Source organism: Planctomicrobium limosum, from assembly GCF_051465645.1.
GTDB lineage: Bacteria > Planctomycetota > Planctomycetia > Planctomycetales > Planctomycetaceae > Planctomicrobium.
Map to the genome: position 1 here is coordinate 1,926,822 of NZ_CP195790.1, position 21,716 is coordinate 1,948,537.

Below are 21,716 nucleotides of genomic sequence, written 5' to 3' on the forward strand. Positions count from 1 at the left end.
TTACCACTTCACTGGCTTTGGATAAATTGAAGCGGTGGTCTGCAACTGGTGCCAATACGGATAGGCCAACGGACGGCGGCTGGCGTTATCCAGTTTCTCGACCTGCTCTGCAGTTAAGCTCCAACCAACAGCACCCAGATTCTCACGAAGTTGCTCTTCGTTTCGAGCACCCACCACGATGTTCACGACACTTGGACGTTGCAGCAGCCAGTTCAAAGCGACCTGACTCGTGCTCTTCCCCGTCTCTGAGGCCACTTCGTCCAGCGCGTCCACGACGTTATACAGGTATTCCTGATCGACTTGAGGACCACCGACATCTCCTCCTGATTTCAGACGTCCCTCTGGCATCGGCTGCCCCCGACGAATCTTTCCGGTCAGACGCCCCCAGCCCAATGGACTCCAGACCATGAGCCCGAGCCCTTGGTCGAGAGCAAGCGGCATCAGTTCCCATTCGTAGTCGCGTCCGACCAGCGAATAATACCCCTGATAAGCAACGTACCGCCCGAGTCCATACTTTTCGGATGTCGCCAACGCTTTCATGACGTGCCACCCGGAATAATTCGAGCAGCCAATGTATCGAATCTTCCCTGCTCGAATGAGATCGTCCAACACCCCCAGTGTTTCCTCAACTGGAGTCAGCCCGTCAAATCCATGCATGAAGTAGACGTCGAGATAATCTGTATCAAGACGTTTCAAGCTGTCTTCGCAGGCCTTCAACAAATGCTGGCGAGACGAACCTCGTTCATTCGGCCCGTCGCCCATTGGGAAGGTCGCCTTTGAGGAAATAATCGCTTTATCACGTCGTCCTTTCAGAGCGGCTCCCAGGACGCGTTCCGACTCCCCTTTGGAATACACGTTCGCAGTGTCGAAGAAGTTGACACCATGTTCGAGACAGACATCAACCAGTCGAGTTGCCTCTTTCGCGTCTGTATCTCCCCACTTCTTGAAGAACTCCGTTGTCCCACCAAACGTCCCTGTTCCGAGACTCAATACTGGAACCTGTAAACCGGACTTTCCAAACTGACGGTATTCCACTTTGTACTCCTTAAGGCGACTTGTCCTACCGTGAAATCAATCGGAATCCAACCTGAGCCGACGGCATGAACACGACGACTTCACCGACATCGTCTCTCTCATGCAGAAAAGATGAATTTGAACCCTCTGCTCCCGCGATTTCCAGAAATCCCGAGTGTGATTCGATCCGTGCACAGCGACTTGTTCACTTCGATTGATCATGAGCCGGCGAAGCAGGTCGGGACCGAATTCTCTCACACGCAAAACCTCTCCATCTTGGTCATCTTCCACCGACCGCCAACACGGTCAAGCAGGTAATCTCGAAAACGCCTGCGAATGAATCAGATTTGCAAACGTCAGCAGGCTCGACAAGTGCCCATACCGTTGCTGAAAATAGATCTGATTCCGACTTCTTGTGGCACGACTGCTGTGTGGCCGCAGGAACGCCCGAACTGGTTTAAAGGTGATTCTTCAATGACTCGGCATACCTTGTTCTTCTTCGCATTGATGCTTGCCGTCTCATCGACTGCGACAGGTGTTCCCGTTTATGCAGCAGAACGGCTTCCCTGGCCTGACAAGCAAGGCCCAAATCACGATTGCCACGTCCCCGCTGAAGATGCCAAAGGCCTGCCAACGGAATGGGACGATGCGACCGGGCGAAACATTGCTCTGAAGATCCCGCTGGAAGGTCACGGACTTTCCAGCCCCATCATCGGTCTCGGGCGGGTCTGGATGACCTCTGCCAATGCTGAAGGGACACAGCAATATCTTTATTGCCTGGATGAAAAGACCGGTGAAGTTCTTGCTCACAGATTGCTGTTCGAAAACGTCGATCCAGAGCCTCTCTTCAACAAGGTCAACACGTACGCTTCCCCCTCCTGCATCCTCGAACAAGAGGCGTTGTATGTCCATTTTGGAACATACGGGACAGCGAGGATCGACACGAAAACTTACGAGACCGTCTGGGAGCGGAGAGACATCAATTGCCAGCATTTTCGTGGCCCCGGTTCCTCACCGGCGATCTACAACGATCTGATTTACCTCACGATGGATGGGATCGATCACCAGTTTGTTATCGCATTGAACAAGAAGACAGGGGAAACGGTCTGGAAAGTTGATCGAGCAACCAAGTTTGAGGACGTCGACGATAAGGGAAACGCACGCGCAGGGGGAGACTATCGCAAAGCCTATGGCACTCCGATGCTCATCGAAATTGATGACCGCATGCAACTGGTTTCACCGGGAGCCCAAACCGCTTTCGGCTATGACGCAAAGACCGGCGAAGAGATCTGGCGACTGCCGTACCCGACTCCGAATGCATCATGCCGTCCCCTGCTCTACAAAGACCACCTCGTCGTTCACTCAGGATCAGTGCGTGCACGTCTGATCTGCATTCGGCTGGATCAAACGACTTTGGGGGACGTCGGAAGATCACATTTCATCTGGGAGCGAGACAAGCTTAACAGCGACCTGTCATGCCCTGTTTTAGTCGGGGACAAGATCTACATGATCGCCAGTAACGGGGCTGCTTTCTGCCTCGACGTGACAACCGGCGAAGAGCTTTCCCGAGCGAGAATCAAAGGGACTTTCATCTCGTCCCCCCTCGTCGCCAATAACCTGGTGTACTACACGAACGAAGAAGGGACGACCACAGTCATCAAGGCAGATCCCGAGATGGAGATTGTGGCAAAAAATCAGATCGACGATATCGTTCGCTCATCACCCTCCGCAGCAAATGGCTCAATCTGGATTCGTGGTGACAAGCATCTCTACAAGATCACAAGCGAGACTCGATAAGCCTGCGGGAGCACTCGCATCAACATCCAATCGCCACGAGTGAGAGAACGATTCGAACATGAATAAGATCATTGAAGTCGAAACGGTACGCCTACGACTACGGCAGTGGCTTCCATCCGATTTCGAACCATTTGCAGATCTCAATGCTGACCCGCGCGTCATGGAGTTCTTTCCATCGACGCTCTCTCGTGACGCGAGCTACGCAGCGGCCGAACGCTGGCAGACCCTGATCGCGAATCAAGGATGGGGACCGTGGGCGGTGGAACTTCGAGAGACTGGGACCTTTATTGGCTTCGTTGGTCTAAAAGAACCGTCACCGCCACTTCACTTCAGTCCCTGTGTGGAAGTTGCATGGAGACTGGCACAAGCGTATTGGGGGAAGGGCTATGCAACTGAGGCCGCGAATGCCGCACTTAAGATCGGATTTGAGCAACTCCAGCTCAATGAGATCGTCTCTTTCACCGCAGTCATCAACAAACGATCTCAGGCGGTCATGAAGCGGCTGGCAATGCAGGAAGCTCCAACAACGTTCATGCACCCTGCCGTCTCAGAAGAGAGTCCATTGAGTGAACATTGCCTTTATCGACTCTCTCGCCGTGACTGGATGGCACGTCAATTGACTTGAGCTCTGCCTGAAACCTTGTCAGGAACGAAAAAAGGCTCCCGGAGACGAATCTCAGGGAGCCATTTGAAAATCAGCATTTGACCCGATCAGGTCAGATCGTGCTTTACGCAAACTCTGGTCGACGGCGATGCAGTTGATCTTTGAGTCGCGAAACAATGCTCGAGTGCATCTGGCTGACGCGGCTTTCTGAAAGCCCGAGCGTCTGCCCGATTTCTTTCATCGTCAGTTCTTCATAATAATAAAGAATGATAATGAGACGTTCGTTGCGGTTGAGACCTTTAGTGACGAGTTTCATCACGTCGCGTTTCTGGATGCCCAAGGTCGGGTCTTCACCCTTTTGATCCTCGACGACATCGATCTCGCGAACGTCTTTGTAACTGTCCGTCTCGTACCACTTCTTATTCAGACTGACCAGACTGACAGCACTCGCCTCGGTTTTGAGTTTATCAAAATCGTCGAGTGACAGCTCCATCTTGGCCGCCAGTTCAATGTCCGTCGGTGGACGACCGTGGGCAGCTTCAAGCTCCTTACGGGCAGCTTCGAGCTTGCTGGCTTTGCTACGAACAAGTCGTGGCACCCAGTCCATGGTCCGCAGTTCGTCGAGCATCGCTCCACGAATACGCGGGACACAGTATGTTTCAAATTTAACGCCTCGGTCCATGTCGAACGCTTCGATCGCGTCCATCAGGCCGAAGACGCCAGCGGAGATGAGATCGTTGAGATCCACCCCATCTGGAAGCTTCGCCCAAACTCGTTCCGCATTAAAACGAACGAGTGGGAAATAGTTTTCAATCAACCGGTTCCGCAGCTCCTGGTTCGTCTGGTCTTTTTTGAATTCTAGCCAGACTGCCTGGATATCGATTTTGACCCTCGTGGTCATAAAACTCCTCCGTGACCTCGTGCCATCGCTGCAGCCGTTTCGGAGCGGTGTTCCATGGAGTTGAAGCGGACTCCTCCATGATTATTTCTACACCGATCCTTGATCATTTTATCGACCCAGCGCGAGAAGTAATTGAGTTCGAATGGTAAAGATGTCGCAATTGATACAAATTCACATAACAATGGATCCAATCAATTAGTACGTCGGCAACTTCTGCTGAAGCCTGTTTACAGCCGTCTCTTGCGGCCTGTCAGGATCAAATGCGAGGTGTCCGGTTGAGTTCGTTGAATTGGGAGCGGAGAAATATCCGAGACCACGCTTGAGTGTCCAGTTGCCTCGTCGGAATTGTCATGACAGGACTGTGTTCAGCGCAGAACTTGCCGACATGCTCGACGCTCCAAACCCGTTCTAATTGGAATGCGCAGAACCTGCTGGTGGACCCACCACAAACAGGTGTCTCTTCGGAATTTGAACGCTTCCCCCTTGATCATCCAAAGTGCTAGCAGAGGTGAGGATCCAAACCAGTCCTGGCAGGATGTCTCTCCGGCGAGATCGACCGATGGGATGCGATACAGAATCAACAGGCATTCTTCTGATCTGGTATCTGGGGGACTGTAGGGAACTGCAACTGCCGAGATTTCTGAACTTCATCAGAAACAGACCAACCCGGAACGCTTTCTGTTTGAGTCTCTCACATCAATCACGGTAGAATGGACGGAGTTCCGTCCCTGTTATGGCGCATCGGATGTTCTCTTCACTCGCCAAAATTGCCGGTATCGCATTCGGGGCAGTGCTGTTCACAACAGTCGCTGACGCCGATGTCGTCCGCTTGCGGAGTGGAGGGGAGGTTCGTGGTCGAATCATAGAAGCAGTTTCGGCAACTCCCGCCGGTAAGAGCGTGAAAAGCTCCCAGCCTTCTCCGCCGACCGTGATTGAAACGCGGTCTGGCACAAAAGTCACACTCGAAGGCGAAGAGATCGATTTCGTTGCGAGACGAAACGAACTCAGCGAAGAGTATGTCACCCGATCTCGCCAGATTGAGCAGACAGTTGAAGCCCATCTGGAACTCGCTGAGTGGTGCCGAGTAAACGGACTGCTCGACCAGCGACAGGAACAACTGGAGCAGGTTCTCAATTATGATCCTGACCATGAAGAAGCCCGTCGGGTATTAGGCTACGTCCGGCACTTTGGCAGATGGATGACCAAAGACGACGTCATGACTGAACGTGGCTATTTCCGCTATCAGGGGAAATGGGTCACCAGGCAGGAACTTGATCTTCTCGAAGCGAACTCGGCAAAGAAGTCAAAAGAGGGAGAATGGAAAGGGAAGATCCGCGGCTGGATGGCGGCAATCGCTTCCGGAGTTCAAGACCGTCAGATGAAAGCAATTGCGGAACTCCAGCAGATTCGAGATCCCGACGCTTTGAATCCGCTGATGCAGATGATGTCGCAACACGAATCAAACGACATCCGGCTTCTCTATATACAGATCCTCAAACAGATCGACAGCAATCAGGCAATCACGCCTCTTGTCGATCGCCTGCTGAATGACCCCAGTGATCTGGTCCGCTCAAATGCCCTGCGAGCAATTGTCCCGACTCGGACCCGTCTTGGGGTTCCAATCATCATTACAGGTCTGTCAAACCGGTCGAATCTGGTTGTGAGGCGAGCCGCTGAAGCGTTGGGCGAGATTGGCGACACGCGAGCGGTGCCGGCGCTGATCGAAGCTTTGGTGACGACCCACTACTATAATATTGATGTTCCGACCCCCATCGGAGGAGGTTCAGGAATCACCGTCGGACGCGATCGAAGACCGTTCACAACAAACCTGCCTCCGGAAGTTGAGATTGCTGCACGAACCGGGCAGCTCCCCTACGGAGTGATTCAGAATCCGACCACTCCCATCGTCATGCAGCGAGTCACCGTTTCCGAAGACCTGAAGAACCCGACCGTTCTTGAGGCACTGGTCAAGCTGACCGGCCAGGACCTTGGCTATAACGAGCGTGACTGGCACGTCTGGTGGGCGATTCAGAAATCTCCATAATCCAATTCACAACTCACCTCTTCCATCCGGCCATCCAGTCACTCTCTGTTGAGGCCGCCTCTTCTTCAGGCACGCGAAACCTGCATCGTCATTCAGATTGACTCCGCCAACTTTCAGAAATCAACACTTCACTACACTCTGATTTGTCGTCAAGACAGGCTCTGTGCGGTAGGCTGGAGACGGTTTCAAATTGAACAGTTAGCTTGAAGCCAGTGCTCGCGCGGCACCGGTAGCCGCGCCGGAGCTGCACTGTTCTTTCTGATATTGGAAGCCGTGTCGTGTTCGAGCAACTTCTTGAATGCAGAGTTCATTCTGGCCGTTCAATTCGACGCAGCGTCACATTGATGCCCTTCAACCGGTCTGTGGGAAGACCTGCGCATCCCTGCCGACTTTCCAGTTTGGTTGTTCCGCTCATCGTCTTTCAGTTTCTTTTGAACGGTTTTGACTCTACTGCAAACGCAGATCCATTCAGTTCGGCAGTTCGCCCGACTGAAGCACTTTCTCCCGAAGAGGAGCAACTGGCTCTGGAAGTTCCCTCAGGATTTCAGATTCAACTCTTTGCTTCAGAGCCGCAAATTCAGAAGCCAATCAACATGGCCTTTGATGCTCGGGGGCGAATGTGGGTGAGTGGAACTCAGGATTATCCATTCGTCAATCGAGACAGTCCCGGCGACAGTATTCGCATACTCGAAGACACTGACGGAGATGGAAAGGCGGACCGGGTCACGACATTTGTTGACGGCATCACTCATCCAATGGGGTTATTGCCATACAAGGACGGTGTCATCGCCTTTTGCATTCCGAACATCTATTTCTTTCGCGACACAGATGGAGACGGTCGTTGCGACTCCCGCGAGTTCCTGTTCGGGCCGTTTGACTACTCTCGCGACTCGCATGGCTTGAACAATGGCTTCCGTCTCGGCTTTGATGGCTGGATCTACGCATGTCATGGATTCAACAATCATTCCGTGGTACGTGGGCCGGACGGGAATGTTCTCGATGTGAACAGTGGAAGCATCTATCGCTTTCGCCCGGATGGAAGCCGTATTGAGCGATACACCTATGGTCAGGTCAATCCATTTGGGATGACATTCGACAAACATGGAGACCTCTTCAGTTCCGATTGCCATACGAAGCCGTTGATGCTGATGTTCCGCGAAGGTCAATATCCGAGCTTCGGTCGACAACACGATGGTCTCGGATTCGCCCCTGAGGTGCTGACTCACAGTCATGGGTCAACTGCGATTGCCGGTGTCGCGCAGGCGAGTGATCCTTCATTCCCTGAGGGATTTCGGGATCACTTCTATGTTGGCAATGTCATGACCAGTCGAGTCAATCGGGACTCGCTTGTTGTTTCCGGCTCATCAGTACGTGCAGTGGAACAACCGGACTTTGTGATTTCCAAAGATCCATGGTTTCGTCCAGTCGACATTCAACTTGGCCCCGACGGCGCCTTGTACATCGCCGATTTTTACAACCGGATTATTGGTCACTATGAAGTTGCACTCGACCATACTGGCCGCGACCGTCACCGAGGAAGAATCTGGCGAATCACCTACGTCGGGGAGAAAGCGAATTCCTCTTCAGCCCAACGATCACGCACGCTTAACGGAGTCACAGATCTGACTCGTGCTGACATCGACACACTGATCGACGAATCACAGACGGCGAACATCCCCAGAAAATTGCAGGTCATCACCGCTTTAATGGATCGTCTGCAGGGAAATGCGAAACGAGAGGCGGTCTCCGCAATCCGCCTCCAACTGGCACGCAGCGACCTCAGCGACGAAAGGCGTATTGCCTTGCTTTGGGCATTGTATCGTGCAGAGAACCTCCTTGAAGACGACATTCTGGATGCAGCAAATTCCTCTTCGGAGCTCGTGCGAATTCATTCCCAAAGGATTCTTGCCGACGATCCGAAATGGTCTCCGACAAAGCGAAAAGCTGTGATCACGGCACTTGATGACTCCAGTCAATTCGTTCAACGTTCAGCCGGAGATGCTTTGGCTCGACATCCGCACCCGGAACACATTCAGCCACTCTTAAAGCATTGGCAATCCGTTCCTGACTCAGATCCAATGCTGAATTACCAACTCAAGCTCGCATTAAGAAACCAACTGACAATCCCGGGGACGCTCACTGGTCTTTTGAAAGCCGACTTGTCTGAGCAAGATCGAAAATCCCTTTCAACGATTGCGATGGGGCTGAACACACCGGATTCAGCGGCGTTCTTTTTGGAGATGGATCCTGAAACGCTGTTCAGTCAGATCCCTCCTGAGGAAGTTGTGAATCGAATTGCCCGCTGGGCGACACCTGAGCAGACCGGCAAGCTAGTTCAACGAATTCGCTCGCAGTGGGAAGACGATCCAGCCTTGCAGATGCAGTTGTTGGTCAAACTTCAGGACGGACTTCGTGCACAAGGGGTAGAACCTCCGCCGGTCGTCGTTAACTGGGCCAGAAGCCTGATTCACGCGATGCTTGTCCGCTATCAAGACGCTCCTCAATGGAAAATCATTGCCACGCCGCCGGAAAGCCCCGTGACCTGGGACTATGAACCGCGCACTTCCGCAGATGGGAAGACTCACTTCAAGATGCTGAGCAGTCTGGCAGGTGGGGAAGCCTCCGTTTCAAAACTTGTCTCTTCCGAGTTTTCACTGCCAGCCGAGTTCCGCTTCCTGATCTGCGGGCATCTGGGATCACCTCAAAGCGCTCCGCGACCAGACAACTTCGCCCGTCTCGTCCTCGTTGAAGGTGAACAGGAACTGGCAAGAGCATTGCCACCCCGCAGTGATATTCCGCAGGAAATTGTCTGGAAGTTTGCAGACAAGATTGGACAGAAGGTCCGTTTCGAAGTCGTCGACGGATTGAACCTGGATTCATTCGCATGGATTGCGGTGGGCGGTATCGATGCAAGTATTCTTGAATTGCCGCGAACGGAACTGGTTCGTGATTCACGCGAGTTGAAACTTGCACTCGAACAGATAAGACAGCTCAACCAACAGGAGTTTGAACCTCAGATCATCCATCTGATCCAAAGCGGCCGGTACGATTTCACCGTTCGAGCTCTGGCACTTCAGTCGCTCGCTGGCATTCAGAATGACGTCATCCCGGTCACGCTTGCCAACATCTGTTCACTCCCCGTGTTGACTCCGACTCTCCGCGGCAAGATCGAGGATGCGATTCTTTCCAAATCATCAGGCGACCAGTCTGAGCTTTTAAAAGAGTTCTGTAAAACACTTTCGACCAGAGAACAACTTTTGATCGCACAAGCCATGCTCGGCCAGCAGGGTGGCACTTCACTGATTCTCAATTACTGCGAGTCAGGAATTCTTTCAGCAAGAATCCTGCAAAGCTCAGCCATTCGGCCCCAGTTTGAAAATTCGAAATCGATCGACGAGAAGACCCGATTCGCAGAACTCCTCAAGTCGGTGAAGCCTTCGAACGAATCTATTGACCAAGCGATCTCGGATCTTGGTCAGCGTTTGAAACAGCAGCAATTCGATCCCGCGGGTGGCCGAAAAGTGTTTGAAGCCAAATGTGCCACCTGCCATCAGATCCAAGGCGTTGGCAAAGTGATCGGGCCCCAACTCGACGGCATCGGCACCCGGGGAACAGAGCGTCTTCTCGAAGACATCCTTGACCCGAACCGAAACATCGACGAAGCGTTCCGCAGCCGAACTTATGTCCTGGAAGACGGAAAGATTCATACCGGCGTCTTCCGTCGCGAGGATGGAGCACTCGTCGTTATCGCGAACAATAGCGGGAACGAAGTCTCATTCGTGAAGGATCACATCGAACAGCAGGTCTCGTCCAAAGTCTCCATCATGCCAGACAACTGGAAAGAGGTCTTGAGCGACGACGAGATCTGTTCCCTGCTCTCCTATCTGCTCAATCAGAAGAACTCGCGATAACGAACATTCGGAAAAGCGGATTGGCACTTCTCAGATCAGCCATTCGAAATCATGTCACACATCTGGTGCGCAGAAATCAGCCTTTCTCCAGTCGAGAAGGCTGCGGCGAGTCGACTTGAGAGATCGAATCGGCCTAGAAAAATTCGTCGGTCTGGAGATCGTTCTCTGTGAGCAGATGGTGCCCTTTGTCCTGAAGAATCTGTCTCGCGACATCAATATTATCGACGTAAAGGGCAATCGCCCCGCGCCGGGAACGCCTGTAGAGCAATGGATACGTGTACGCGATATTGATTTCGGCCGAGACCAGCGTTCGAAAAATCGAACCAAACGGGTCGTACTCATCTGGGAGCTCGACTCCCAAGATGTCGTTCTCAATCACCGTGAAATCGGTGAGAGAAAGAATCTCACGGACGCGGTCGGTGTCATTCGCCATGACTCTGGCAACAGCGAAATCGACCGTATCAACGATACTCAACGCGATAATCCGGAGATCATGCTGCTCGATCTGCTTCAAAAGCTCATGAAGCCGACCAACCCGATTCTCCATGAAAACGCAGAACTGACGAAGACATGGCCAGTCTCGCCCCCGCATTGTCATAGGAGAGATGATACTGTCATCATCGTAACTGGACGGCATGAATATTCTCCGGGGAGCAGCGTTTGCAAACAGATTCAAAAGTCAGCGAAGAAAGGAACACTTGATTTAACGGACTCTTTGTCCCCTGCACTTTCGGGACTCTCTACATAGAATCAGGTGATGCTGTTCTTCCGACTTGGTCTTGGGGCTGCCCCATCATAGAAATGGCGCGACTCCAGAGCAATTTCCAATTCAGCAAGCTTAAAAACGGGCTTTTCTCTGCGACAGGTATTCCACCAGCGCCTTGTCGAACCGCATACTAGTATCCAGTTCAACGAAATCCACCCCCATCTTACGGCACGCATCTTTGTATTGATTGCGAAGCTGGCTCAAGGAATCGAGATAGTCAGCTCGAATCCCTGCCGCATCAACGGTCAGAACTTCTCCTGTCTCCGGGTCACGCAGTTCACACATCCCGTCAAACGGAAAGTGAACCTCGGCTTCATCCAGAATATGAAACACAATCACATCGTGTCCCGCAAACCGGACCATTCTTAATGCTTCGATGACTGGCTCAGGCTCAGTCAACAAGTCTGAAAACAGCATGATCAGACTTTTGTGACGCACCATCGGGGCAAACTGACGCAAGGAATTTGCGACAGATGTCGTCCCGGTCGGTGTCGCCTTTGACAACATTGCGAGGATGTTGGCAAGTTGCGTTCGTTTACTTCTGGCTGGCAAACTCGTCCGGATCTTCTCGTCGAACGTCACCAGTCCCACTGGATCCTGCTGATGCACCATCATGTAGGCAAGCGCGGCAGCCAGGCAGATTGAATAATCGAACTTGGTCAGGTCCTGCCGGTAGGTGTACGCCATACTCTCTGACAGATCCATCAACAGGTAGCCTGTGATGTTTGTCTCTGCCTGGTATTTCTTGACGTAGTAACGATCCGTTTTGGCGTAGACCAGCCAGTCAAGATCCCGAGGATCGTCCCCTTGCGTGTAGCGTCTGTGTTCACTGAACTCGACGCTGAAACCATGAAACGGAGAGGCGTGAAGTCCGCTGAGAAAGCCTTCAACAATGAAACGCGCCCGCAGGTCCAGACGCGAGACGTTGCGAATCACTTCCGGCTTCAGGTAGCTCTCTACGTTCGTCATATTCGAGTGCCGGTTAAGCCTGCAGGCAGAAAAATAATGGAGGCATCTGCATGATATGCGACAATCCCCTCTTTACCAAAGTGAAGTGACCACCCTGTTCCCTCAGGCTCTCAAATCGTAAATGAGAGCCGGCAGAACAAGATGGTCACTCAGGCAGTTTCGCCAATCTCGATGACCCGATGAGGATCAGACTTTCAGCTCTGTCAGACGACCAGTGCTGTCGCCAAATCGATCAGTCTTGATGTCCATTCGTTCCAGCATCGAAACGAACAGATTGCTCATTGGCGTATCTTTCGGATACTGCAAATGCCGACCAGTTGTGATCGTTCCACTTCCTCCGCCTGCTACCAGGATCGGAAGGTCGTGGTGTGCATGCTTGTCTGGATCTGCGATCGCAGCACCATACAGAATCATGGAATTTGCGAGCAGGTTGCTATCGCCTTCCTTTGTTTCCTTCAGGCGTTTCAGGAAGTAAGCAAACTGCTCGACCATATACTGATCGATTTTTTGCAAGGAAGTGACCATCCCAACATCTTTCTGATGGTGGGAAATCTGGTGATGGCCTTCCTTAACACCAATTTCCTTGTAGCTGCGGTTGCTCCCGGAATTCGCCAGCATCATGGTGCTGATGCGTGTGCTGTCTGTCTGGAATGCAACCAGCATCAGGTCGTACATCAACTTGACATGAGTCGCGTAGTCAGACGGAACGCCATCCGGCAAGTCCATCTTCGGCGCATCTGGAATCTTCTTACTGGCGCGATCCACTCGCTGTTCGATCTCACGAACGCTTGTGAAATATTCGTCCATCTTCTGGCGATCGCCAGTCCCAAGTTGCTTGGTTAACTGGCGCGAATCTTCGGCAACAAAGTCGAGAATACTCTTGCGATAGAAGGCTCGTTTGGCCTGAACTTTCGGGTCTTGCTCACCCCCGAACATACGTTCGAACACAGCCTTTGGACGAATCTCCTTCGCCATCGGAGTGGTTGCCGACTTCCAGGAAATATTGGACTGGTAAGCACAACCATATCCCGAATCACAACGACCAGCCTGACGATTCGCTTCAATCCCCAGTTCCAGAGATGGAAGACGGTGATTCTGCCCAACACGCTCAGCTGCAAACTGGTCAACAGACTGACCGACACGGATATCGGAATCAGACTTATTAGGACGCGCTCCAGTCAAGAACACCGCGGAATCACGAGCGTGATCGCCTGCTCCGTCCCCTTTGGCTCGCGCGTTATCATGTGCAAGCCCGGAAATCACATTCAAATCAGACTTGAACGCTTCCAACGGAGAGAGCGTTTTCGACAATTGGAAATCAGTCCCGACACCGACTGGCGTCCAGTCCTCCATAATTGCGCCGTTTGGAACGTAGACGAACGCCATGCGCGTTGATGCCAACATTTCTGGAGTTGCCCAAGCTGCTTTCGGCAACATGGCATCCAGAACTGGCAGGGAGATCGTCGCACCTAACCCTTTTAGAACCATTCTGCGGGAAAGTGGTGGCATAGGTACTCCTTGGGGCGATCTAAGGGAGGAGGATGGGGGGGAACCGAGGCCAGCTCTCGATCGGATTACTTTTAGTTTATTCTATACGGTCATCCGGTCGCAATCGAGGCGATATCAGGGAGAACCCCACAATATCGCCAAAAGTCGCGAATGAGCCGGACGTTACATCGCATAAACAAAAGTTAAAATCATATTTTATTTGGACGTCATCAAGGATTCAGTTGATTCTGCGGCGGGCGATACCAATTTTCGGGCCTGAAACGGACCTGAAGTGACGATTCCGAAAATCAAAGTCGACATTCGATCGTCACGTTCCAAATCGCTCATAATTGAGTCAATCGCACATCGATCGAACCATTCGACGCCGCGGCCAAGGGCGAAAGTCATCATCTTCTCAGTCAGGCATCGTCCAAACTTTGCCTTGTGCTTTCGTAAAACTCCCAGGAGTTCGAGAGATCCATTAAATGACTCTCCTGACGGCAACACGCCGGAAGCATCGATTGGCTGCTTGTTCTCCAATTCGCGGAATCGTCCGATTGCGTCGAAGTTCTGCATCCCGAACCCAATGGCATCCATCTCTTTATGGCAAGATGCACATCCCGGATCGGCACGGTGCAGTTCTAACTTCTGACGGAAAGTCAGATTCGGGTTCTTCGTAGATGTTTCTTCAAGTGCTGGAACGGATGGTGGGGCTTCTGGAGGGGCATCACCAAGCAAATTAGACATCACCCATTCCCCTCGCTTAACAGGGGAAGTACGGTCCGGAAAACTTGTCAGCGTCAAGATACTTCCATGAGTCAGCACACCGGCGCGAGGTTGCCCGGACAAGTCGACTCGACGGAACTCTTGACCACTGACGTTCGGGATCTCGTAGTACTTCGCCAGCCGCTCGTTCAGGAACGTATATTTTCCGTCCAACAGGTCATAGATGCTCGAATTCGATCGCACCACAGAATCGAAGAAGAGTTCGGTCTCTTTCCAGAGGTCTTTTCGAATCTCCTGTGTGAACTGAGGGAACAACTGAGCGTTCGGATCGACTTCGCTCGTTGTCAGTTTCCGCAATCCCAGCCATTGGCCAGGGAAGTTCTGAATCAATTCGCGAGAGCGTGGATCTTGCAGCAAACGCTCCGTCTGCTGACGCAAGACGTCTGGCTCGTGCAGTTTTCCCTGCTTGGCAAGTTCCATCAACTCATCATCCGGCATGCTTGACCAGATGAAGTAGGATAGCCGTGAGGCAAGTGCGTAGTCGTCAAGAAACTCGACATTCCCTTCGACTCGACGTCCCCCTTCCACGCGAAACAGAAAGTGAGGGGAAATCAAAATCGCCTGTAGAGCCGTCCGCATCCCCTCTTCGAAGGTTTCCCCGCGATCAACAGTCATCTTTACAAGACCGACATAACGTGTGATCTCGACATCGGACACAGGGCGACGGAATGCACGTGGAAGAAATCCCTGAATGTTCTCTCGAGCGGCCTGCTCGACTGAGACTCCTTCTTTGGGAACGATCTTCGACAGGAGCAGTTTTTCACGTTCTTCAGGCGAAATTCCAAACGGACCTTCAAGTTCAACAGAACGAATGTGAAGGTTCCGGTCCTTTTCCTTCTCAGCCTTTTCATTATAGAAATCATTGATGAACGCTGCGGTAACGACTTGCTTACCTGCTGGAAGATCGAGATCAAAACTGAATCGATCGAATCCATTACGACGAGCGACGGAAATGGTCTTCAGCTCCTTGCCACCAAATGTCACGACCATCTTAGCGTCTTCATCACCTGCTCGGTCCTGACGTGCAGCAATCGTGAACTTGTATTTCCCTGCTCGCGGTACATTGAACTCATGCTTGGCGGTAGCACGTGAGACAAGCCCCATCACCTCGCCATTCGAATGGGCCGCCTTATCTTCGCTCTTCATGCTCCCGCCATTGACGATTCGATTCTCGTAAACAGGGCTTCCTGCCGGAACAACCTTGACGGAGATCGCCTCTGCTGCGGCGAGATACTTTTCCATCAGCAACGGTGGAACGCTCAACACTTCACCAATGTTGTCGAACCCGTGACCGACGTCGTCAGAAGGGAAGTCGTTCGCTGGCTGAAAATCGATCGCCATGAGATCGTTGACAGTGTTGTTGTATTCGGTGCGATTCAACCGGCGGATCACAACTCGACCAAAGTTCTGTTCGACATTGCAATCAACATAAAACAACTGATGATCCAACCAGCCAATTGCCTTGGCCATCTCTTCGGCTGTTGGTTGAGCAGAATCCGGTGGAGGCATTGCTCCAACTTTCATCAGTTTGAGAACCTTCCCCCAAATGACACGGTCGGCTTTGATCTCATCGAGATTCCGGTAGCGATCAAACGCAAAGTCCCCGGCATTTGAACCAGATTCGTGGCACTCCCCGCAATACTTGTGGATGAATGGTCCGAGATCGCTGGCATAGTTCGCTGCTGGAACTGCGTTTTTCGCGTCCGCATCAGCGATGGCTGCGCTCGCCTGCGCTTCCGATCCGGAATTCCATGATCGGGCGATCAGCACTCCGGCAATAACGACAAAGAACAATGCCGAACCAACAATCATGCTGGTGAGCGAAGGACCTTCAGAACGCTTCTTTGACTTCTTTTTCTTCTTCGCAACAGAAGGAGCTGCAGCACGGACCGGCTGAACCGCCTTATACTGAGGTTCTCGCATCACCGACTTGGATGGCCGTTGCGTTGCCGATGTTCTTTTCTGAGGCATCCTTGGAGAGGGTTGCGGGCGACGCTCAACCGGTTCGGCCTCTTCAATGACTTCGACGTCGAGAATTTCTTCCACGTCCTGAATGAGCGGAACCAGAATCACTTGCCGGCATGCAGCATTGGGACACTTGCCCCGCTTTCCGGCAGCGTCATCCCGGACTTGAAACCGGTGACCACAATGTGAACATGTCACGCGCATTGGCAAATACTCAAAATCTGATGTCCCGGCCGGGCAGGTCGATTACTCGAATCGAAGCCGGGAAGTCTGGAAGGTCACATCAACTTAAAATAATATGCCGCTTCATCTTGAATGTCTACGGCGAGGTTCTGACTTCGGTTCCACCTGACAAAAATTTGGGTAATTGCGCACGCATATTCGTACCGAATCAAAGCGATTTTACTGCTGTCGGAAATCCGTGATTCCAGATTTCCATAGACACGATTTCAAATGCAGGAATTCCTGATGGCGAATAGAATCAGGCCTGCAAGCAAAAGCTCTGATGTGCCAACACGGCCTGGGTTTCTTCATGCCAAGGTGCAATCATGGCATCGCCGAAAGCAGCGAGCTTCAACAGGGACGTGAGAAGAGAACGTAATGAATACGAATCAGCCGACTGAATCCGTTCAACCTGCTCCTGACGCACAGCAGCTAAATCAGTCGAAACGCAGTCCTCTCGCGATCGTGCTTGTTCTGGCCGGGATCGTGCTCCTCGTATTGTTCGCTCGCCTGCGATTACTTGAGCTTCCGCTTGAACGTGATGAAGGGGAATACGCCTACGGGGCACAACTCCTGTTGCATGGCGGTCGGCTCTACCATGACCTGCACACCATGAAGTGGCCGGGGATGTACGCGGCATATGCGATTCTGTTCACCATTGGCGGAGAGAACATCACCACCATTCATTTGGGCTTACTGCTGGTGAATCTCGTTTCGGCGATCGCGGTTTATCTGATCACGCGGCAGTTCACCGGACGAAATGAATCGCTCGTAGCGAGCGCCTGCTTCCTTGTACTCTCGGTGCTCCCAGTCATGCATGGCGTCATCGCGAATGCAGAGCACTTCGCAATGATGTTCCCGCTACTCGGAATCTGGTGCCTGATTCATAGTCTTCGTGGGGGACAACTCGCAGGGGTCTTCATTGCAGGAGCACTCTTTGGCCTGGGGCCTGTCATGAAACAACATGCACATGCCTTTGTCATTCTCGGGGGAATGATGACACTTCTTACCCCATGGCCATCAACGGTGCGACGCGGCCTTGCAAACGTTTCCAACGCAGTCATTTTCAGCGCCGGTGTCGCTCTGGTCTGGGGAGCGATGTGTCTCGCCATCTGGAAACTCGGTGTCTGGGATCAGTTTGTCACATGGACGGTGATCTACCCGAAGGACTACACACGCCAGATTCCGATCACTGTGGCGCCAAGTAACTTCCTGCATACATTTCTGCCGATCCTGACTTACTCCTGGCCTCTGTTTTTGCTCGCGATGACAGGTCTGATCTCCGTGCTTCGACGTGGCGACACCGAGCAACGCTGCTGGGGAATTGCCCTGGTTGTCACTGGACTGCTGGCAATCTCACCTGGCTTTTATTTTCGTGAACACTACTTCCTGCTCCTGATCCCAACCGTCGCGATCCTTGCCGCTTTTGGTGTTCGAGCCATTGCAGATCACTTTCAGCAGCGACTTGGCAAAGTCGATGACCGACCTGTCGCGTTTCTTTGTGGAGCAGCATTACTGCTCCCTCTGATCATGCAGGCGGGGTTGCTGTTTACCCAACCGTTGCGAGTCGTCTCACGCACACTTTATGGGGCGAACCCGTTTGTGGAATCGCCAGAGATCGGCAAGTTTCTTAGAGAACGTATGCACAAAGATGACCTGATGACCATCTTTGGGTCAGAGCCGCAACTCTGTTTCTATTCGCAGCGAAGACTGGCGACCGGGGACATCTATATGTACCCGATGACAGAAATCCATCCACTCGCCAAACCCATGCAGACGGAGATGATTCAGAACGTCGGTCAGGCGGAACCCAGATTTGCGATTTACGTATCGACCCCAACGGCCTGGCTGTTGCGGCCTCAATCCGAGCAACAGCTGATCAACTTCATTCCAAGTTTTCTGAAGAACTATCGCATGGTCGGACTGGTCCAGACGAAGTCTTTTGAAGAGACCGATTACAATTTCGCCCCGCCGGGAGAATATCTTCGAGGGTACGCAGCAAGCCCCCCAGTCGACTCACATTATGTCGCAATCTACTGCCGCAAAGACGCACTGGAATAACAGCTCACCAAAAGCAATACAGGTTTAAACACCGTTCTTGAGTCGATAGACGTGAGCCAGGATTTCGGCGACGGCTCGATAGTATTCCAATGGAATTTCTTCTCCGACTTTTCCCAAAGCATAGAGTGCTCTGGTGAGTGGTTTCCGTTCGAGGACTGGAATCCCGTTGTCTCTCGCGACCTGAGCGATTCGCTTGGCGAATGCTCCACTCCCTTTGGCAAGAATCTTGGGAGCAAGCATCTCCCCCGGTTCATACTGCAAAGCGACCGCATAGTGCGTCGGGTTGGTAATCACCACAGATGCTTTGGGGACTTCAAGCAGCGACTTTCGTTGAGCCGCTTCTCTTTGCATCTTGCGAATCCGCCCTTTCAGCAGCGGATCGCCCTGCTCTTCTTTCGCTTCGTCTTTGACTTCCTGAAGAGACATTTTCAGCTTCTGGTATTGTCGGAACCAGCGTATTCCGTAGTCGGCCGCCCCCCAGACAAACGCCGTGCCGGCAAGCGAGAGCATCACCTGTACCATCATTGCCCAACCTAATGACACCGACTGCTGCAACGTGCCATGTGTGCCAGTACTGAGTGCTCCCATCCACATCCAGAACACGATCACAGCCACAAAGGAGAGTGTCGTAACTTTGATCGTTGCCATCACTCCGCGAACAACACTGTCCAGTGAGAAGAGACGCATGATTCCTGAAATGGGATTCAGCTTGTCCAGATTCGGCGAGAGTGGCTTCGTGGTCAGAATGAATCCCGTCTGCACCTGAGACAGTGCGAGATTGATCCCGAGAAAGGCGAATGTCAGTCCACCGGCGATCATCCAAAGGTTCTGCAAAAGCCATTGCGCCGCGATATAAGTCGACGCCTCGTTCCAGGTTGATCCATCGAGGTTCACAATTCGTGACTTCAGATGTTCCTGAAATTGAGTCCCCATGACAGGGAGCACCCAGATTGCTGCAATCGCAGCGACCAGTAATGCAGCCGCACTATTCAGATCAGGGCTGTATGCAACCTGACCTTCCTCGCGAGCTTTGGCCAGCCTGCGTGGTGTTGGGGCTTCTGTTTTACTGGGATCAAACTCGCTCGACATAGGGAGATGAGAGAGTGCGTTTTAAGAGGTCGTTTTTCCAGAGCGTTACAGGCCAGCAAAGCTCACGAATGTCTTCAGGTTGTGAGCCATGCCCGTCAGGATCGATGGCAAGAACCAGATCAGTGCCATCATGCCGAGCAACAACCGGATCGGTGTTCCGAATGTAAAGAGATTGAATTGCGGTGTCTGACGCATAATGAACATGGTCGCCACCGTTCCAACGAACAACACAACGCCAATCGGTGCCGCAATTGCCAGTCCCAGTGAACTCGTATCGGCGACACTATTGATGAACCATTCCTGACTCGGCAGATCCCATGACCGACCAGTGGGAAAGGCGGTAAACGTTGCATTCAACAAGCGAAAAAATTGATGATCGAGGTTGCTGCCAAACAGAAACAACACTGCGGCGATCTCAAAAATTTGTGAAATCACATTTGTTTCAGAGCTCTCCGTGGCCGACGTGACTGCAGACATCGTGAGTCCCATTTCCTGAACGATATACGCTCCGGCAATACGGATCGGAACCAGTACAAGCCCTAGCAACCAGGCCAGCGACGCCCCAAAGATCGTCTCGCGAATCGCAAGCCAGCCAAGCAGCAACCAACTCTCAGTCACGCCGGGATTCAGGCTGAGTGCGACTCCGGGGACCACTTTCAGCCCCCATAATGTCGACAGCGCAACAACCAGTCCGACTTTGACTGTCTGTGGGACATGTGCTCCGGAGAACGGAGGCAAAAATACGACGAACGCCGCAATGCGGAGAAAGACAAGCAACATGGCAATGGCCAGCGCCGTTGTCATCGCGCCGCCTCGACCATGTGATAGACCATGCGAGTCGTGAAGCCACTCGCCATCCGCAGACTCCAAGGGAGCGTCACCATCATGACCAGTGCCACAGCAATGATTCGAGGAGCAAACGACAAGGTTTGTTCCTGAATACTGGTGATGGTCTGCAAGATACTAATGATCGTTCCGACCAGAAGACTTGCTGCCACAGATGGCAAGCTCAAGACCAGAGCTGTCAGCAACAAGTCTCGCATAATCGCCGCGATTTCAATAGTTGCCATCGCCTCAACATCCGAAGCAATCCGGCTGACGTCTCTGCAGGTGAGCGTCTCAGCAATCAGGGGGGGGCGGAAGCACACTTCGGTGAGTTCCGAGGGAGCAAAAGCTTCCTGTCGGAATTCATCGCAGATAGATGACTTTCAGGTCAATCGCACCCTACGAATTACGCTCGACTAGCGGCGTACAGCAGTTTTCGCTGGCGGTTTTTGCAGGTGTCGGAAGCGTTCGATCAATTGTTGCACAAGTTTTGTGTCTTCAATTGCAGAAAGAATCTTCGCCGCTTCGCGTTCTTCGAGATTACGAAGAATCTGAACCGCAATCTCCATTTGCTCTGGGCCATCATTGGCCATGCTGGTCAGCACTCCAGCGGCCTTTTCAGGAGCCATACTCTGAACCCACATCGACAAGCGTTTCGTATTGTCCATGTGTTCCTGATCGATGGTGATCCGTTCATGTTTCATCTGTTCGAGCGACTGGGACTGCTTTTCCTTCTCAGTCAGGAATTCATCTCGAACGCCGTTCAACTTTTCGATCAACGATTCAGCATGCTTCAGCTGATTACTCACCTGAGTTCGCAGCCCGTCGATTTCCTTTCGCTCCCCTTCGATATCCGCGAGAGCAAGCTGCTGCTGAACACGACGGCGCTGCAACAGGTCTTCGCTCTGCTTCAGCTTCTCTTCACGTTCCTTCACTCCCATGCTGTAACGCAACAGTTCTTCGACGCTCATATCGCGAGGACGAACCGCAACCGGCATCCGTTCGGCCGGGGCAGCAGCGGCAGTTTCTGCCGGAGTTTTGCCGTCAGTGGTCTCTGAAGACGGTGCTGGCGACAGTGCTCCTGTCTCTCCTGTCGCCACTGGTTGCGTTGCCGTTGGTTTTGCAAGGAGCTTGTTCTGGATGTACCACGATCCCCCTGCGGAGGCGCAGAACATGACGATTCCGAATACCAGAACAACAATCATCTTAACCATGACAACCAACCTTACGCCGAATCACACTCCCCAACACATGCACTTGGAAGTGCTCCCTGT

15 protein-coding genes are annotated in these 21,716 nt (G+C 52.4%); 5 read left to right on the forward strand and 10 right to left on the reverse strand.

Translation table 11 applies throughout. The annotated features are described in order from the left end of the window. Positions 1-1,035, reverse strand: coding sequence for an aldo/keto reductase (locus SH527x_RS07265; RefSeq protein WP_437193987.1), 1,035 nt, complete (start codon positions 1,033-1,035; stop codon positions 1-3). Between the two features lie 453 nt (positions 1,036-1,488). Here SH527x_RS07265 and SH527x_RS07270 point away from each other — a divergent pair, with 453 nt between their 5' ends. Both SH527x_RS07270 and SH527x_RS07275 read left to right on the forward strand, forming a co-directional pair. Then, positions 1,489-2,811, forward strand: a complete 1,323-nt coding sequence (locus tag SH527x_RS07270) for an outer membrane protein assembly factor BamB family protein (RefSeq protein WP_437193988.1) — start codon at positions 1,489-1,491, stop codon at positions 2,809-2,811. 58 nt (positions 2,812-2,869) lie between these two features. Further along, complete coding sequence (locus tag SH527x_RS07275; RefSeq protein ID WP_437193989.1) at positions 2,870-3,436, forward strand: GNAT family N-acetyltransferase; 567 nt, start codon at positions 2,870-2,872, stop codon at positions 3,434-3,436. 103 nt (positions 3,437-3,539) lie between these two features. On the opposite strand, the gene SH527x_RS07280 is transcribed toward SH527x_RS07275, so the two are convergent. After that, positions 3,540-4,316 carry a FliA/WhiG family RNA polymerase sigma factor gene (locus SH527x_RS07280; RefSeq protein WP_437193990.1) on the reverse strand — a complete coding sequence of 259 codons (777 nt, stop codon included), beginning with the start codon at positions 4,314-4,316 and terminating at the stop codon, positions 3,540-3,542. Between the two features lie 733 nt (positions 4,317-5,049). On the opposite strand from SH527x_RS07280, the gene SH527x_RS07285 reads away from it, so the two are divergent. Together SH527x_RS07285 and SH527x_RS07290 are read left to right on the forward strand one after the other, a co-directional pair. Beyond that, positions 5,050-6,360, forward strand: coding sequence for a HEAT repeat domain-containing protein (locus tag SH527x_RS07285; protein WP_437193991.1), 1,311 nt, complete (start codon positions 5,050-5,052; stop codon positions 6,358-6,360). Between the two features lie 362 nt (positions 6,361-6,722). Beyond that, positions 6,723-10,271 (forward strand): PVC-type heme-binding CxxCH protein, encoded by a 3,549-nt coding sequence (locus SH527x_RS07290; protein WP_437193992.1) that lies wholly within the window; start codon positions 6,723-6,725, stop codon positions 10,269-10,271. A 133-nt stretch (positions 10,272-10,404) separates the two neighbouring features. Here the strand turns inward: SH527x_RS07290 and SH527x_RS07295 are convergent, their stop codons facing one another. The 4 genes from SH527x_RS07295 to SH527x_RS07310 all read right to left on the reverse strand — a co-directional run bounded on the left by SH527x_RS07295 (position 10,405) and on the right by SH527x_RS07310 (position 16,449). Next, complete coding sequence (locus SH527x_RS07295) at positions 10,405-10,908, reverse strand: acetolactate synthase (protein WP_437193993.1); 504 nt, start codon at positions 10,906-10,908, stop codon at positions 10,405-10,407. A 201-nt stretch (positions 10,909-11,109) separates the two neighbouring features. Then, a complete protein-coding gene (locus tag SH527x_RS07300; protein WP_437193994.1) occupies positions 11,110-12,006 on the reverse strand; it encodes a DUF58 domain-containing protein in 897 nt (298 codons plus the stop codon). A 186-nt stretch (positions 12,007-12,192) separates the two neighbouring features. Further along, a complete protein-coding gene (locus SH527x_RS07305) occupies positions 12,193-13,515 on the reverse strand; it encodes a DUF1552 domain-containing protein (RefSeq protein ID WP_437193995.1) in 1,323 nt (440 codons plus the stop codon). 195 nt (positions 13,516-13,710) lie between these two features. Continuing rightward, a complete protein-coding gene (locus SH527x_RS07310; protein WP_437193996.1) occupies positions 13,711-16,449 on the reverse strand; it encodes a DUF1592 domain-containing protein in 2,739 nt (912 codons plus the stop codon). Between the two features lie 396 nt (positions 16,450-16,845). On the opposite strand from SH527x_RS07310, the gene SH527x_RS07315 reads away from it, so the two are divergent. Then, positions 16,846-18,528, forward strand: a complete 1,683-nt coding sequence (locus SH527x_RS07315) for an ArnT family glycosyltransferase (protein WP_437193997.1) — start codon at positions 16,846-16,848, stop codon at positions 18,526-18,528. Between the two features lie 24 nt (positions 18,529-18,552). Here SH527x_RS07315 and SH527x_RS07320 read toward each other — a convergent pair whose 3' ends face one another. The 4 genes from SH527x_RS07320 to SH527x_RS07335 form a co-directional block, all read right to left on the reverse strand. Continuing rightward, complete coding sequence (locus tag SH527x_RS07320; protein WP_437193998.1) at positions 18,553-19,617, reverse strand: EscU/YscU/HrcU family type III secretion system export apparatus switch protein; 1,065 nt, start codon at positions 19,615-19,617, stop codon at positions 18,553-18,555. 45 nt (positions 19,618-19,662) lie between these two features. Beyond that, complete coding sequence (locus SH527x_RS07325) at positions 19,663-20,421, reverse strand: flagellar biosynthetic protein FliR (RefSeq protein ID WP_437193999.1); 759 nt, start codon at positions 20,419-20,421, stop codon at positions 19,663-19,665. Next, positions 20,418-20,687, reverse strand: a complete 270-nt coding sequence (locus SH527x_RS07330; protein WP_437194000.1) for a flagellar biosynthetic protein FliQ — start codon at positions 20,685-20,687, stop codon at positions 20,418-20,420. Before SH527x_RS07330 ends, SH527x_RS07325 begins: the two co-directional genes overlap by 4 nt. Positions 20,688-20,858: 171 nt before the next feature. After that, positions 20,859-21,656, reverse strand: a complete 798-nt coding sequence (locus SH527x_RS07335; protein WP_437194001.1) for a hypothetical protein — start codon at positions 21,654-21,656, stop codon at positions 20,859-20,861. Between the last annotated feature and the right edge of the window lie 60 nt (positions 21,657-21,716).

Coding starts and splice junctions, on each gene's coding strand:
- SH527x_RS07270 (WP_437193988.1), top strand. CDS start 1,489: ATGACTCGGCATACCTTGTTCTTCTTCGCATTGATGCTTGCCGTCTCA.
- SH527x_RS07275 (WP_437193989.1), top strand. CDS start 2,870: ATGAATAAGATCATTGAAGTCGAAACGGTACGCCTACGACTACGGCAG.
- SH527x_RS07280 (WP_437193990.1), bottom strand. CDS start 4,316: ATGACCACGAGGGTCAAAATCGATATCCAGGCAGTCTGGCTAGAATTC.
- SH527x_RS07285 (WP_437193991.1), top strand. CDS start 5,050: ATGGCGCATCGGATGTTCTCTTCACTCGCCAAAATTGCCGGTATCGCA.
- SH527x_RS07295 (WP_437193993.1), bottom strand. CDS start 10,908: ATGCCGTCCAGTTACGATGATGACAGTATCATCTCTCCTATGACAATG.
- SH527x_RS07300 (WP_437193994.1), bottom strand. CDS start 12,006: ATGACGAACGTAGAGAGCTACCTGAAGCCGGAAGTGATTCGCAACGTC.
- SH527x_RS07305 (WP_437193995.1), bottom strand. CDS start 13,515: ATGCCACCACTTTCCCGCAGAATGGTTCTAAAAGGGTTAGGTGCGACG.
- SH527x_RS07310 (WP_437193996.1), bottom strand. CDS start 16,449: ATGCGCGTGACATGTTCACATTGTGGTCACCGGTTTCAAGTCCGGGAT.
- SH527x_RS07315 (WP_437193997.1), top strand. CDS start 16,846: ATGAATACGAATCAGCCGACTGAATCCGTTCAACCTGCTCCTGACGCA.
- SH527x_RS07320 (WP_437193998.1), bottom strand. CDS start 19,617: ATGTCGAGCGAGTTTGATCCCAGTAAAACAGAAGCCCCAACACCACGC.
- SH527x_RS07325 (WP_437193999.1), bottom strand. CDS start 20,421: ATGACAACGGCGCTGGCCATTGCCATGTTGCTTGTCTTTCTCCGCATT.
- SH527x_RS07330 (WP_437194000.1), bottom strand. CDS start 20,687: ATGGCAACTATTGAAATCGCGGCGATTATGCGAGACTTGTTGCTGACA.
- SH527x_RS07335 (WP_437194001.1), bottom strand. CDS start 21,656: ATGGTTAAGATGATTGTTGTTCTGGTATTCGGAATCGTCATGTTCTGC.